Raw genomic sequence first — 15160 nt, forward strand, 5'->3', positions numbered from 1 at the left:
TGTCAGAAAACCTAACATGAGAACGATTCCTCACTAGTATTTTAGTGGGTTTTCAACTTGATTTTCACTATATAAAATCACGATTGTTTCCCTTTATTTTACAGATAAAATCTAAAATACAGCTTTGTTGCACAAACTAAAAAAATAAAATCACCATTACAAATACTGTTGAAAAATGATAAATTCCGACAAAACTTAGCAACTTTATAAAATTTTCTTTACATTATGGTTACAACGATAGACACTCTTCTTCTTATGATATATAACATTCATAGGGAAAGGAGCCAGACAACCATGAAAAAGAAATTTGTAGCGTTCAGCGTTTTAGCAGCAGGAACGATTTTTGCTTCCCCGTTACTTTCACCCGCATACGCTGAAACGAATCAAGATAAATTATCTAATATTCAATCTGAATTAGAAGGAAAACAAAATGACTTACAAAATAAATCAGCCGAGAAAGAACAAATAGAAAAAGAAATTCAAGAATTACAAAAGAAAATCGACGATTTAACTACTTCTATTAATAAAAACGAAGCTGAATTAAACGATACAAAAAAAGAAATTAGTAAGACACAACAAGTAATTACTGAAAAAAAGAAACATATAGAGCAATTACAAACAAATATAGATACGCGTCAGGAAGTTATTAAGCAACGTTTACAATCTATGCAAGAAAAACCTCGCACAAATATCATTACAGAAGTATTAACAAATTCTGCAAACATTGCTGATCTCGTTGATAATATGTACTCTGTCAGTTTAATTTTAAACAACGATACCGATATTGTGAAAAAACAAACAACTGATCAAAATGCTGTGACGAAGGAAAAAGAGGCTGTCGAGAAAAAAGAGCAACAATTAAAAGCAGCCGAACAGAAATTAGTTCAAAAACAACAAGAGTTGCAAACGAATCAACAACAGCAGCAAACCTTTATTAGCGATTTACATACGAAAGTCGCAAAAGTAGATTCAGAGATTGAAGGATTAGAAGAATCTAAAGGCATTTTAGAAAATCAGCGTCAAGCTGTTCAAAAGGCAATTGAAGAAGAAAAACGTGCAGAAGAAGCTCGTAAAGCTGAAGAGGCACGTAAGGCAGAGGAAGCTCGAAAACAAGCTGCCTCATCTGCCCAATCAGCTCAAGCTGCTCCAGTACCTCACGATACAAACGTCGGTGGATTTATTAAACCAGCAGCTGGATCAAAAACTTCTGGTTTTGGCGTGCGCTCTATAGATAACCATAAAGGAATCGATATCGCTGCTTCAGGAACTGTTCCAATTATTGCCGCTGCAGATGGTGTTGTTATTCGCTCAGAATTATCATCTAGTTACGGAAATGTTGTGTACTTATCTCACCGTATTAACGGAAAAACATACACAACAGTATATGCTCATATGAGTAGTCGTTCTGTATCGAATGGACAAACTGTAAAACAAGGAACTCAACTTGGATTTATGGGGAATACTGGCCAATCATACGGACAACATTTACACTTCGAACTTCATCTTGGAGAATGGAATGTTGGCAAGACAAACGCAGTTGACCCATCTCCTTATATCGGATTATAAAAAAACCTCGGTGCATACCGAGGTTTTTCATTTCCACTTCACACATTATAGGCATTCCACATAGACTACAACTAAATGCCTATATTTTACGGGGTGAATTATATGAATACACAATTACAACAAAAAATAGAAGAAGCTAGAGAAACTTACATTGGCCGGCTATTTACATTTGGTGGCTCAGCATTATTTTTAATCGGATCATTCCTCGCAGTCGTCACAGCCTATAAAGCATATAATCGTTTATTAAATACACCTACAACATAATAAAAAGACGGAGATTTCTCCGTCTTTTTATTATGCAAACATTTTAAATACGCCTATCACATTTAAAAATACAATAATTACAGTTACTGGAATAACATAACGAAGTAAGAAGAACCAAATATTAAATAATGTTTTCCCTTTCGTTTCCGTAACTTCTAATTCTTTCATTAACATTTCCTTACTCATTTTATTTGGTACGAATAACGAAATAGCTAGTACCCCTAACGGCAGTAATACGTTACTTACTGAGAAGTCGACTAAGTCAAAGAATGTTTTCCCAAATATTTTCACATCACTCATAATTCCAAACGATAGAGCTGACGGAATTCCAACTGCAAAAATTAGAATACCAATTAATAATGATGCTGACGGACGCTTCTTCTCATTCCCCTTCGCAACAGATGCTACTACAATTTCAAGCATGGAAATCGCAGATGTTAACGTTGCAAAGAAGAATAGCACTAAAAACATAATGAAGAAAAATTGTCCAAATGGTATTTTCGCAAATACTGCTGGAAGGACGATAAATAGTAACCCTGGTCCTTCAGTCGGCTTAACACCTAGTGCGAAAATCGCCGGGAAAATCGCTAATCCTGCAAGTACTGTAACAAAAACAGTTAAACTTACAATAGATGTTGCTGATTTTGCTAAATGTTCTTCTTTCTTCAAATAGGAACTATACGTGACCATTACCGAGGCCCCAACTGTTAGCGAGAAGAATGATTGTCCCATCGCGTATAAAATCGTATCTGCTGTCAGCTTTGAAAAATCTGGTTTTAAGAAGAACTCTACCCCAGCAAAAGCACCATCCAGTGTTAACGCACGAACAATAATTGCAATAAATAAAATAAATAATAATGGCATCATATACTTACTTGCCTTTTCTATCCCTTTCTCTACACCTTTACTTACGACAAAAATCGTACAAAGCATAAAGATAAATTGTGCTCCGATCGCGCTTACTGGATTTGAAATCGTCTCACCGAATAATTGCCCATAATCAGCCACTCCATTCCAGAAACTTCCTGTCACACTATAGTATAAGTAAAGTAAAATCCATCCACCTACAACACTATAAAAAGATAGTACACTAAAACAAGTAACAACTCCCATGCGACCAATCCAAGGATATAACTTGCTATTTGGCACCAATACTTTATACGCAGTAACTGCCTCTTTTTGTGTACTACGTCCAATAACAAATTCAGCTATAAGAAGCGGCATACCTATAAATAAAGTTAATAGTAAAAATACAAGGAAGAATGCGCCTCCCCCGCCATTACCTGCAACATATGGAAATTTCCATATTGCACCAAGACCTACTGCGGCTCCGGCTGCTGCGAGTACAAAGCCTATTTTCGACGTCCATTGCTGTGTTTCTTTCATCATAATTTCTCCTTTTCTGAATATTTAAACTTTTGTTAATTATACACTTTCATTTCATACTCGCACACCTCCTTTAGAAAATAAAAAAGTCCCCTACACGCAAATATGCATGTAGAGGACGATATATGTAATGTTAATACCGTGGTACCACCTCAATTGGATTGATAAATCCCACTTGTTCAAGTACAGGAAAAACTCCGATACTCTATCCTTTTAACGGCGGAACCCGGGTTGCCTACTACAATGTTCAACATACCTCTCGCAAGCCCATTCTGTATATTTTATCGTACCGGGCTCACACCTTACCCCAGCTCTCTGAACGTATCAAATATACATACTCTTCTTGCTCATCGATTTCATCTATTGAAGTTACTTGTGATTATAAATTATATTCTTATAGTTGTAAAGTACAATTTATTTATTATCCTATATGAACTCTTCTCTCTAATTCTTGTAAAAACAATTCTCTTTTTTGTTCATTTTGAACATATATCGACTTTAATACCTTTTGCAACAATATATTTCTCTGCCTTTTCTCTATTTGTAATTCTTTCACTTTTATTCTAACTTCGTATAAAAAATCAAGATACGATTCATACGTCTCATCATATTTATTTGCGATATCATCACGAATTTTTTTTGCAAGTTTTGGGCTCGCTCCGCCAGTAGAAACAGCCACATTCAGTAATCCACGATGAATCGCTGCCGGAAAATGAACATTACCACTTTCCGGATTCGTAATCACATTTACTAATTGATTCTCTGCGGCATCTTCAGCAATTTTTTCATTTAATACAGCATCACTACTCGCTGCAACAACTAAAAAAGCGTCTTTAATATCACTTTTTTCATACTCCCTTTGATACCAACGAATTTTCTTTTCTTCTACAAGTTTCACTAAATTTGCATCCAATTCAGGACTTACCACAACTATATCTGCACCTTGTTTGAGTAAAGGAATAATTTTAAATCCCGCGACTTTCCCTCCACCAATGACAACAACACGTTTCTTCTCAACTCGCACTGTAAGTGGATACATATTGATCTCCCTTCAATAATTTCTTCGTTTTCTGAATTAACATATACTGAAACGCTTCATTCTTCCCTAAATATGGACTTATTTTTATCTCATCTAGCTCATATTGGCGTACTTCTTTTTCAATATGCTTCATAAGCAAACCTGTAAATAACAAGTAAGGCAGTACAACGATATTCTTTTCTTTTCGTTCTACAACTTCCTTTAACTTCTCCTCAAATTTCGGCTCGGCAGCTGCTAAATAACAAACTTCTACTTTTTTAATTTTCTCTTCCGTTTGAAATAAAGAAGCGATCCAGTTTATATCTTTTAGTACTTCAGGATCACTGCTCCCTCTTGCAACGAGAAGTAACGTCACTTCATTCTTATCTTCCTGTTCAATGCCACTTCCGCTATACACCGATTTAACAAGTGTTTCTGATACACCAAACGGATTACCATAGGTCACTTTAACATTCAAAAATTGATTAGTTAACTTTTCCAATTCAAACGGGATATCTTTTTTCACATGACCTGCCGCTAATAAAAAAACTGGAATAACAATAATCTCTGTAGCACCACGCTTCACACATGTACGGAACCCTTCATCAATAGTTGGACTCGCTAACTCTAAAAAACAAATTTCTTGAATACTTGCCTCTACACGGTTCATACATGACGTAATAAATGCAACCGCTTCTTCTTTCGCTGCTTTCAAGCGACTTCCATGACATATATATAAGATGGCTTTCATTTTATAACACTCCACTTACTTGATACGTACTTTCTGTCTGTTTCTCAAACCAATGGATTTTTTCTCTAAAACGGACGACTTCTCCAATTACAATCATGCTTGGATTTTGAATTTGTTCTTTTTTCGCAACATCTACAATTGTTCCTAACGTCCCAACAACTGTGCGCTGCATAGATGTCGTTCCCCGCTCAATAATAGCAGCAGGCGTACTTTTATCTTTTCCATGCTTTATCAGTTGCTCACATATGTAGGGTAAATTGCTAACCCCCATATATACAGCTAAAGTCTCTACACCTTTCGCTAAATTTTCCCACTTCACTTCCTCTTCAGCATCTTCTTTTCTATGCCCTGTCACAATAGCAAAACTTGCACTTGCATCACGATGTGTCACTGGAATACCAGCATAAGCAGGAACAGCTATTCCAGCTGAAATACCAGGAACAATTTCAAATGGTACACCTTGCTTTGCTAACGCTTCAGCTTCTTCTCCTCCTCTACCAAATACAAATGGATCCCCACCTTTTAGCCTCGTTACAACTTTTCCTTTTTTCGCATATTTGATAAGAAACGTGTTAATTGTCTCTTGCTTCATCGTGTGATAATTTGGTAGTTTTCCGCAATAAATTAAATCCGCTTCGGGCTTTGCATAAGAAAGCAATTCTTTATTCACGAGACGGTCGTATAAAATAACATCTGCTTTCTCAATGCATTTCAATCCTTTTACAGTAATTAAATCTGGATCACCAGGGCCCGCTCCAACGATATATACTTTTCCCATCATCTCTCCTCATTTCTACTATTAAAGTGAAACTTCCATCCTTATATAGGAATGGAAGTTTTCATTTCTTCATATTTCAATGTTCCTTACTCATGAATAACAAAGGCTGCGCTTTTTCGAATCTTCTTTTTTTCAAATAAAGCAATCTCCTTTACTTCTGGTAACGGTAAAAAATGTTTTTCAAGTTCAATCTCCGCCATCTTAAATGCCTGTTCTTCACTTTCAGCAACAACAACAATTGGAACAATGCTATTCACCAATACCGCTTCAAATCGATATAAATCCATACTGCCCCTCCTAAGACGCTATTACTTCTTCTAACACGTTATTTAACACTATTTGTAATGTCTCTACGCCAACACGGCCTACAAAATCATAAAACGTTTCAGCTGGTAATTTATTTTCTTTGAAATAACTTATAAATGATACGAGTACATCAGGTAGATCCTCGCCATCTATTTTTCCTTTTAACTTTTGATTATAAGCACCACCATCTAACAGCGTTCCACCTACATATATTTCAAAGGCTTCAACAATTCCTTTTTCCTTCGTTTTCATTTTTACACCTTGTAATCCAATGTCAGCAATTTGACGTTGACCACATGAATTCGGGCATCCTACCATATGAATACGAATCGGAACATCGAGTGCAATTTGTGTATCTAAGTATTCGGCAATTTTTCGTAATCTTTCTTTCGTTTCTACTAATGCAAGATTGCAATATTCAATACCAGTACAAGAAACCGCGTGACCAATAAACGATTTCGGATTTGCTGATATCGCTTCAAACAACGGCTCATTTAGCAAGCCAGTTACATTTTCTGGCGGAACATTCGGAATAATGAAGTTTTGTGAATTACATGTACGAATTTGTCCATTTCCATATTGTTTAGCAATTCTTGCAATCTCAAACATTTCTTCTGCATGTAGGCGTCCTACCGGCACATTAAAACCTACATATTTTAGTCCATCTTGTTTTTGGTCTTGGACACCATAAAAGTATCCCGCATTCCAGCCTTTAAGAGCACTTTCTCCTTTACTTTGTAATGGTCCTGTATATTCTATTAGTTTCTCTTTAAACTTCTCTGCTCCCCAGTCTGCAACAAGAAATTTCAAACGAGCTAAATGACGTTTTTCACGATATCCAAAATCACGGAATATCGTAGCAATTGCAATCGCTACCGCCTTCACTTCTTCTGGCAAAACGAATACATCTAATTCATCAGCTAAATACGGACGGGCTGATAACCCACCGCCTACTTTTATATGAAAACCAACTTTTTTCTCACCATCTATTTCTTTCGTAGCAGGTGTAAATGCAACACAGTTAATCTCTGCGTTTGCTGCGTTATAAATGTTAGAACTAATAGACATTTTAAATTTACGTGGTAAGTTAGAAAACTCTTCATTATGTTGGAAGTAGTCATATACCTCTTTCACAATATGCGTTGTATCAAATAATTCATTTGCATCAATGCCAGCAAGTGGATTTCCTGTAATATTACGCGTTATATCACCACACGCCCCAGCTGAAGATAACCCAACTCTTGCTAATCTTTTAAAAATATCTGGAATTTGATGAATTTGTAACCAATGAAACTGAATCGCCTGTCTTGTCGTAATATCTATTACGTCACGTCCATAATCCTCAGCGATAGAAGCAAGCACTTCTGCCTGTGCATTCGTAATAATGCCAGAAGGAATATTTACACGCATCATAAAATAACCAGCTTCTTTCGGTCTTTGTAAATACAACCCTGCCCATTTGAATGCGTCCCACTCTTCTTTCGGAATAGATTCGAAGCCATTCTCTGCATAGTAAGGAATGTCATTAAAGATTTCCAATCCATCTTTTTTTAATTTATTTTTCTCAGTTTGATTTAATTTTTCATTGTTAGCCCATACTTTTTCATAACTCATTTTTTATCCCCCTATATAAAACTACGCTCTTGTAAGTACTTCACGATTTGTTCTGCACATTCTTCAATAGAATACTTGTGCGTTTGTACAATTAATTCCGCTTTCTCTGGTTCCTCATATGGTGAATCGATACCTGTAAAGTCTTTAATATCACCTTTTCTTGCTTTTTTATAAAGCCCTTTCGGATCACGTTTCTCACACTCTTCAATTGGACATTTTACAAACACTTCTATAAATTCATCTGCAGCTAATAGATCTCTAACTTGTTTTCGGTCTACTCGAAACGGTGAAATAAACGCTGTAAGAACAACAGTCCCTTGATCTACAAATAACTTCGCCACTTCGCCAATCCGCCTTATATTTTCCATACGATCACTTTCAGAAAAGCCTAAGTCTTTATTTAAACCGTGGCGTATATTATCTCCATCAAGTACATAGTTTCCAATATTCTTTTCAAATAGTTTACGAGCAACCGCGTTCGCTACTGTAGATTTACCCGAAGCTGATAAACCAGTAAACCAAATTACAAAACTATGATGCCCATTCTTCACTCTTCTCTCATCTTTTGAAACAGAAGCTGTATGCCAAGTAATATTCGTATCCATCTCATTCTCTCCCTATTCTGTTACTACTTCTTTTTTCAAACCTTTAATTAGTACCTCTACTACCTCTTTACGACTAAATGTACTTGGCGGAATCTCACCGTTTCTTAATAGTTCTCTTACTTTCGTACCCGATAAAATAACATGATCTTCTTTTCCGTGCGGGCATGTTTTTGTCGAAGCCATCGCTTCACATTTCGTACAGTAAAAACTATGTTCAAAAAATAATGGTGTAATCCCTAACTCTTCCACTGTAAAGTTTGTAAAAATTTCTTGTGCTTCATAAGTTCCGTAATAATCTCCTACCCCAGCATGATCGCGCCCTACGATAAAGTGGGTACATCCAAAATTCTTTCTAACTAATGCATGGAATATTGCTTCCCTCGGTCCTGCGTAACGCATTGCCGCAGGAAATACACTTAAAAAGACACGATCTTTCGGATAATAGTTTTGAAGTAATACTTCATAGCTTTCCATCCTTACATCAGCTGGAATATCATCCGACTTCGTTTCCCCAACGAGCGGATTTAAAAAGAGTCCATCTACAATTTCAAGAGCAGATTTTTGAATATATTCATGAGCACGATGTACCGGATTTCTCGTTTGGAATCCAACTACTGTTTTCCAACCACGTTTTTTAAATTCCTCTCTCGTTTCAATTGGATCTAAATGATAAGAAGGAAACGGATTATTTTCAAAACGTTTCGTCAGAACAATAGCTCCTCCGACGTAAACGTTCGGTCTTTCGTATAATTTTTTCACTCCAGGATGAGCCTCATCCGTCGTTTTATACACTAGTAACGCTTCTTTTTCCTTATCAGGCACAAAAATATCTTCTATTTGAATGACACCATATACATTTCCACCGTTAACAAGTTTTACTTCCTCTCCAACTTTTAGCGTCTCTGCTACTTCTTCTGTTACTGGTAATGTAATTGGTATACTCCAAACGCTCCCATTAGCTAAACGAAGCGTTTCTACAACCGAATCATAATCTTTCTTTCCTAGAAAACCAGTAAGCGGGCTATATCCCCCTGTCGCTAATAGTTCTAAATCACTTAACGCAATGTTATCTAGCCCAATTTCTTTTTCAATTTGTGATACGTCATATGTCTCGTCTACACGGTTTACTAATTCGTTTACTGTACTCATGTTCTATATCCCCTCTTAGTTTTATTTCAAGATTCATCTTATTGATAATGAAGACCACATTCAGTTTTTACTTTCCCTGCCCATCTACCATCTCTTGAATCGCCACCCTCTCCTACAGGTAACGTACACTTCTCACACCCAATACTTGGATATCCAATGTCATGTAATGGGTTATACAGCAAACTATGTTTGTATACATATCGCCATACCTCTTTCCACGTCCAATGAATGAGCGGACAAACTTTAATAGATCGAAAGCGATGATCTTGATTTATAAACTTTGTATGCTTACGGGTTTCTGATTGTTCCCTCCTCAGTCCCGATATCCACGCTTTTTCATTCGCTAATGATTCTTCTAAAGGCAAAATTTTTCTAATCTTACAACAGAGATTGGGGTTTCTTTCCCATAGCTTGTCACCATGTAAGTTGGCTTGTTCATCAAGTGTAAGTTCTGGTTGTTTTTCTATAATATTTAATGACGGAAATCGTTCCCGCACTTTTTGAATTAATTCATACGTTTCTTGAAAATGTACGTTAGTATCTAAAAAAACAACTTTAGCAGATGGATTTACTTGGTTAATAAGATGCAGCAGTACCATCCCTTCCACTCCGAAGCTACATGCGTATACAATTTCACTTTTATATTCTTTATAAGCCCAACTTAATACAGATAACGCGCCTTTCGTTTCATCTTCTTCTGAAAATGAAACATCATTTTCTTCCCACGTTTCATACGTCAACATGTTTTTTCCCCCTGTAAAAGCAAAAAGGCGGTTTTAACCTAATAAAATAGGTTAAAACCGCCTCTAGTTTTTCTAGTCAGCGCTTTTTACTTTAAACGTACTTTTTCACTTTTCTCTAATTGAATGACTTTTCCATCTTGCACAACAATTGTAATTGAACCATATTTCATATCAGCAAGCATCGCTTCAATTTTCTCAGATACTTCCTCAAAATGTTCCCGTACGCTCACGCGAACAGCCCCCCTTTTTATTCATAAAAAAAATCTTTCCCATTTCGAAAAGACTGTTCGGTAATATATTTTACCTTATCTTTCAAAATGGATTCCATTTTGCTGGATTTAGCACCTTGCTTTCTATAAGCAGGTTGCCGAGCTTCGCCGGGCCAGTTCCCTCCGCTTCTCTTGATAAGCTTTGTATTTGTATTTTATCACAATTCTGATTTTTTTCAATCCTAGTTTTCCGATATATTTTAATTATTTTATTTTATAAAAAAGGAATTGCCCATCCGAACAACTCCTTTTTCCTCATTTAAACAAGTTCTTTTATACGTATGCGATCGTTCCCAATAATATTTTCATATGTTTCGCGCTCTACAACAATTTGTGATGTACCACCTTTCGCGAAGACGACAGCTGGTCTACGAATCCGATTATAATTATTCGCCATCGAGTACCCGTATGCCCCTGTACAAGAAATTGCTAGTAAATCCGCAGAAGCAACTTTCGGTAGATTAATATCCCAAATTAACATATCTCCACTCTCACAGCATTTCCCTGCAATCGAAACAACTTCCTCGTTCTCATCATTCCCTCGATTCGCTAACATCGCTTCATAACGAGCGTTATATAAAGCAGGTCTTAAGTTATCAGTCATCCCACCATCCACTGATACATATTTCCGAATACCAGGAATGTCTTTCACAGATCCGACTGTATAAAGTGTCGTTCCGGCATCACCCACAATACTACGGCCTGGTTCAACCCATATTTCTGGCAATGGATAATTACATAACGTAAATTGTTCTCTCACCGCACTTGTTACAGCTCGCACATACGTCTCAAGAGTTAATGGTGTATCGGACTCTGTGTAGCGTATTCCGAATCCTCCCCCTACATTTAGCACTTTTACTACATAGTTTGTTCGCTCTCTCACTGCTTCTAAAAATTGACGAAGAACTTCAATCGCTCGCACAAAGCCAGCCGTTTCAAATATTTGTGATCCGATATGTGAATGAATTCCTAACACGTTATAATTTGATTTTTGTAAAGCAAGCTCAATTGCCTGCATCGCTTGACCATTTGACACGCCAAATCCAAATTTTGAATCATCTTGACCTGTTGTAATATATTCATGTGTGTGCGCCTCTACTCCGGGCGTTACACGAATTAATATGTTCACAAATTTCCCATGTTGCACTGCTAAATCATGCAAAATTTCTAATTCTAAGAAGTTATCTACGACAAAACAACCAATATTCGCCTGAAGAGCCATCACAATTTCTTCATCTGTTTTGTTATTGCCATGAAAATGAATGCGCGATGCAGGAAATCCTGCTTGTAGTGCAGTATATAATTCTCCTCCAGAAACAACATCTAATGACATATTCTCTTCACGAGCTACTCGGCACATCTCCATGCACAAGAACGCCTTGCTTGCATATGCTACTTGATAAGAGAACCCACTTTCTTTAAAAGCACGATGAAACGCGCGGCACTTTCCTCGAATTGACTCTTCATCGTATACATAAAGTGGTGTTCCATATTGTTTTGCTAGCTGCGTCGTGTCGCACCCTCCAATTTCTAAGTGTCCTTGCCCATTGATTCGGCTTGTGCCGTGTAAATACATTTGAATTCCTCCCTTATTTCCTCTAAAACTCATAACCCCAATCTTCTATTCATTGCAGCACGCTTTTAGATAGACAAAAAACGCGCGGAACAATGTTCACACGCGTTTCTTATTAGGAAAAATATATATTGAAAAAATAAACGAGTTGTTATCTCCTCAAAATAAGAAACCGCATCAACATCTCCAAATAGCTCTCCATAAAATAAATCTTATGACAGTACTACATTTATTCAATGCAGTCCCAATATATGAATAAGATGGTTATTCTTATATTTCGGCAATAGTCCCTTTCAACCTATGATCACAGATTCCATTCAATCTCCCATAGCTTACTCTTTCCTATCGCGGCCTCTACCTTTGAGAGTAGATGAGGTAAGTCTATTTAATTTTCAAACATCTAATTGTTGCTATTAACAATACCAAAGGACCATTTTATTTGTCAAACAATTTTTTATATTGCTTTTTGACAGTTTAGTTTCGTATCGTTTGGTAAGCGCTTTACTGAAACCTTTGTCACTTCCCATTCACCTTCTTCGTTATTAAATGTAATCGTTACCTTCTCAAATGGTGGCGCAATTTTCCCTGCAACACGTTCATACTTAGTCACTTCAATACTCGCTTGAAATAAATATGTACCGCTATACACTTTTTTTAAACTAATAATTTTCGGGCATTGATAAGGCTTCAAGCTCCCATATTGTTTTTCGATTGCTTTATTTATTTTCGGAAATAACACAGAATAAAGGGCATCTTCCATAAGAGGTGCATCATACTCTGCTACAGACACACTTGGTGAAGCAAAAAGTATAACACTACTGCATACTATAAAATATAATAATTTTCGCATTATAACCTCCGTATTGTTACACGATTCTTTCCGCGCACGATAATAATCATACATAGAAACTCCATTTTATTGTCTCCTACTGTCCTTTTTCTACTCAATTGTTATAAAAAAGTCCACAACTCTCTTTTATTTTCGTATAATGATACTCATAGTATAATAAACATAATAATAAAGGACTGTTCGTATATATAAAATGAGGCGCTAATCAAATAGGCCCACAAGAACCGTCATGCTTTTTAGGAGAGGAGTATATTATGCTACAACGTCTGTTTCCAAAACTGCGATTCGCACTCGTTGCAGTCGTTTTATTATGGATAAAAACATATATTGTGTACAAGCTAGCGTTTGATATTAAAATTGATAATTTCTTTGAAGAATTTATGCTTTTTATGAATCCACTAGCTGCGTTACTTTTATTTTTCGGTTTTGCATTATTTGCATCTAAACACCGAAATCGCATTATAGTTGGAATTAGTTTTATACTGTCATTCATTTTATTTGGAAATGCAATGTTTTATGGGTTTTATAACGATTTCGTTACGTTCCCAGTATTATTTCAAACAAATAATATGGCTGATTTAGGGACGAGTATAAAAGAACTCTTTACGTATAAAACATTACTGTTATTCGCAGATGCGATCATCTTAATGTTTCTTTCGCGTAAATTCCCATCATTTTGCGACAAAACGCCGCTTTCTCGCTCTGAGAAGAGAACTTTCTTTAGCGGTGTAACAGCTCTATTAGCACTACAAATTGTTGTTTCTGTTATTTATAAACCACAAATGTTCTCACGCTCATTCGATCGTCAAACTGTCGTGAAAAATTTAGGTTTATACACATATCATCTATTTGATATTACACTGCAATCAAAATCTTCAGCTGAACGTGTATTTGCAAGTGGGGACGGGTTCTCTGAAATTAAAAACTATACAGACTCAAAAGATAAGCAAGTTGATAAGAACTTATTTGGATCTGCAAAAGGTAAAAATGTAATTTTGATTTCAATGGAATCTACACAAAGTTTTGTTATTAATAAAAAAATAAATGGAAAAGAAATTACTCCATTTTTAAATGAATTTATTAAAGATAGTTTTTATTTCGATAACTTCTATCATCAAACAGGACAAGGTAAAACTTCTGATGCTGAATTTATCGTTGAAAATTCACTTTATCCGTTAGACCGCGGTTCTGTATTCTTTACTCATGCAACAAATGAATATACAGCTACACCAGAACAATTAAAGAAATACGGATATTCTTCTGCTGTCTTCCATTCAAACGATAAAACGTTTTGGAATCGTGATGTAATGTATCCTGCACTTGGATATGATCGTTACTTTAATTTAAGTGATTACGTAGGCACAGAACAAATGTCTGTCGGTTGGGGGTTAAAAGATAAAGAGTTCTTTGAACAATCTATTCCAAAGTTAAAATCTTTACCACAGCCGTTCTATACAAAATTCATTACTTTAACAAACCATTTTCCATTTCTTCTAAATCCAGAAGATCAATATGTTGATGAGTTTAATTCAGAAAGTGGTGTTGTAAACCGTTACTTCCCAACTGTTCGTTACACGGATGAAGCTCTTAAACAATTTATTAAACAATTAAAAGAAGAAGGACTATATGATAATTCCGTTATTATCATTTATGGAGATCATTACGGTATTTCTGAAAACCATAACGCAGCTATGGCTCAGTTCCTTGGGAAAGACGCTATTACACCATTTGATTCTATGCAATTACAACGCGTCCCTCTCATCATTCATGTACCTGGTCAAGAAGGAAAAGTCATTTCTAAAGTGTCTGGTCAAATTGATATTAAACCAACGCTACTTCATTTACTTGGTATTAAAACAAATAAATCAGTTGAATTTGGAACTGACTTATTTATTAAAGAAGAAGATCCACTTATGGTAATGCGTGATGGTAGCTTCGTTTCGGAAGATTATGTGTATACAAAAAACATGTGCTATAAACGAAACACAGGTGAAGAAGCAGACATCTCATTATGTCAACCGAATATTGAAAAAGCAAAAACAGAATTGAAACTTTCCGACAAACTCATTTATGGAGATTTGTTACGTTTCGATCCTAACAATCGGTATAAAACTGGAACTATGATAACGAACTTTGAATAATACAAGAAGAGGCTGTCCCAAAAAGTGCTTTTTAGCCAAAATCGAATAAAAAGTGAAGGGCAGAAATGTTAATTTTATAACGTTTCTGCCTTTTCAATTTCATGTGATCTTACTTCGAAAGAGACTTATGAGACAGCCCCTTCTTTT

15 protein-coding genes, 2 riboswitches and 1 other annotated feature are annotated in these 15160 nt (G+C 36.0%); of the genes, 3 read left to right on the forward strand and 12 right to left on the reverse strand.

All coding sequences use genetic code 11. The features are described from left to right. Positions 1-294: 294 nt before the first annotated feature. Together QCI73_RS20025 and QCI73_RS20030 are read left to right on the forward strand one after the other, a co-directional pair. Positions 295-1566: a murein hydrolase activator EnvC family protein gene (locus QCI73_RS20025; protein WP_353823608.1), complete on the forward strand. Its 1272-nt coding sequence runs from the start codon at positions 295-297 to the stop codon at positions 1564-1566. 102 nt (positions 1567-1668) lie between these two features. After that, complete coding sequence (locus QCI73_RS20030; protein WP_001096005.1) at positions 1669-1830, forward strand: hypothetical protein; 162 nt, start codon at positions 1669-1671, stop codon at positions 1828-1830. A 30-nt stretch (positions 1831-1860) separates the two neighbouring features. Here the strand turns inward: QCI73_RS20030 and QCI73_RS20035 are convergent, their stop codons facing one another. The 12 genes from QCI73_RS20035 to QCI73_RS20090 all read right to left on the reverse strand — a co-directional run bounded on the left by QCI73_RS20035 (position 1861) and on the right by QCI73_RS20090 (position 12926). Next, positions 1861-3216: a sodium-dependent transporter gene (locus tag QCI73_RS20035; protein ID WP_139304176.1), complete on the reverse strand. Its 1356-nt coding sequence runs from the start codon at positions 3214-3216 to the stop codon at positions 1861-1863. A gap of 111 nt (positions 3217-3327) precedes the next feature. After that, positions 3328-3576: a binding site (T-box leader), on the reverse strand. Positions 3577-3637: 61 nt separating this feature from the next. Then, positions 3638-4255 (reverse strand): NAD(P)-binding protein, encoded by a 618-nt coding sequence (locus tag QCI73_RS20040; protein WP_353823609.1) that lies wholly within the window; start codon positions 4253-4255, stop codon positions 3638-3640. Then, on the reverse strand, positions 4230-4985 hold the full coding sequence (locus tag QCI73_RS20045; protein WP_000644366.1) for a sirohydrochlorin chelatase: 756 nt from the start codon (positions 4983-4985) through the stop codon (positions 4230-4232). Before QCI73_RS20045 ends, QCI73_RS20040 begins: the two co-directional genes overlap by 26 nt. 1 nt (position 4986) lies before the next feature. Then, the gene (gene cobA / locus QCI73_RS20050) at positions 4987-5763 is read right to left on the reverse strand and encodes a uroporphyrinogen-III C-methyltransferase (RefSeq protein ID WP_353823610.1); all 777 of its coding nucleotides are present in this window, start codon (positions 5761-5763) and stop codon (positions 4987-4989) included. 86 nt (positions 5764-5849) lie between these two features. Further along, the gene (locus QCI73_RS20055) at positions 5850-6050 is read right to left on the reverse strand and encodes a DUF3906 family protein (protein WP_000366912.1); all 201 of its coding nucleotides are present in this window, start codon (positions 6048-6050) and stop codon (positions 5850-5852) included. A gap of 10 nt (positions 6051-6060) precedes the next feature. Next, positions 6061-7683 (reverse strand): nitrite/sulfite reductase, encoded by a 1623-nt coding sequence (locus QCI73_RS20060; protein WP_353823611.1) that lies wholly within the window; start codon positions 7681-7683, stop codon positions 6061-6063. 11 nt (positions 7684-7694) lie between these two features. Continuing rightward, entirely contained in the window at positions 7695-8288 is a 594-nt protein-coding gene (gene cysC / locus QCI73_RS20065; RefSeq protein WP_000380508.1) for an adenylyl-sulfate kinase, read from the reverse strand. A 12-nt stretch (positions 8289-8300) separates the two neighbouring features. Next, positions 8301-9437, reverse strand: a complete 1137-nt coding sequence (sat, locus tag QCI73_RS20070; protein ID WP_327924647.1) for a sulfate adenylyltransferase — start codon at positions 9435-9437, stop codon at positions 8301-8303. 38 nt (positions 9438-9475) lie between these two features. Then, positions 9476-10180 carry a phosphoadenylyl-sulfate reductase gene (locus tag QCI73_RS20075; protein ID WP_353823612.1) on the reverse strand — a complete coding sequence of 235 codons (705 nt, stop codon included), beginning with the start codon at positions 10178-10180 and terminating at the stop codon, positions 9476-9478. Positions 10181-10266: 86 nt separating this feature from the next. Then, positions 10267-10410, reverse strand: coding sequence for a YezD family protein (locus QCI73_RS20080; protein WP_000116161.1), 144 nt, complete (start codon positions 10408-10410; stop codon positions 10267-10269). A 72-nt stretch (positions 10411-10482) separates the two neighbouring features. Continuing rightward, positions 10483-10591: riboswitch (SAM riboswitch) on the reverse strand. Positions 10592-10708: 117 nt separating this feature from the next. After that, positions 10709-12025 (reverse strand): diaminopimelate decarboxylase, encoded by a 1317-nt coding sequence (gene lysA / locus QCI73_RS20085; protein ID WP_000280638.1) that lies wholly within the window; start codon positions 12023-12025, stop codon positions 10709-10711. A 180-nt stretch (positions 12026-12205) separates the two neighbouring features. After that, positions 12206-12387: riboswitch (Lysine riboswitch) on the reverse strand. An 89-nt stretch (positions 12388-12476) separates the two neighbouring features. Further along, entirely contained in the window at positions 12477-12926 is a 450-nt protein-coding gene (locus QCI73_RS20090; RefSeq protein ID WP_002091837.1) for a DUF3888 domain-containing protein, read from the reverse strand. 200 nt (positions 12927-13126) lie between these two features. On the opposite strand from QCI73_RS20090, the gene QCI73_RS20095 reads away from it, so the two are divergent. Continuing rightward, positions 13127-15013 (forward strand): LTA synthase family protein, encoded by a 1887-nt coding sequence (locus QCI73_RS20095; protein ID WP_353823613.1) that lies wholly within the window; start codon positions 13127-13129, stop codon positions 15011-15013. The last annotated feature ends 147 nt before the right edge of the window (positions 15014-15160 follow it).

Source organism: Bacillus cereus group sp. MG16 (assembly GCF_040459875.1).
In the GTDB taxonomy this organism is placed as follows: domain Bacteria; phylum Bacillota; class Bacilli; order Bacillales; family Bacillaceae_G; genus Bacillus_A; species Bacillus_A paranthracis.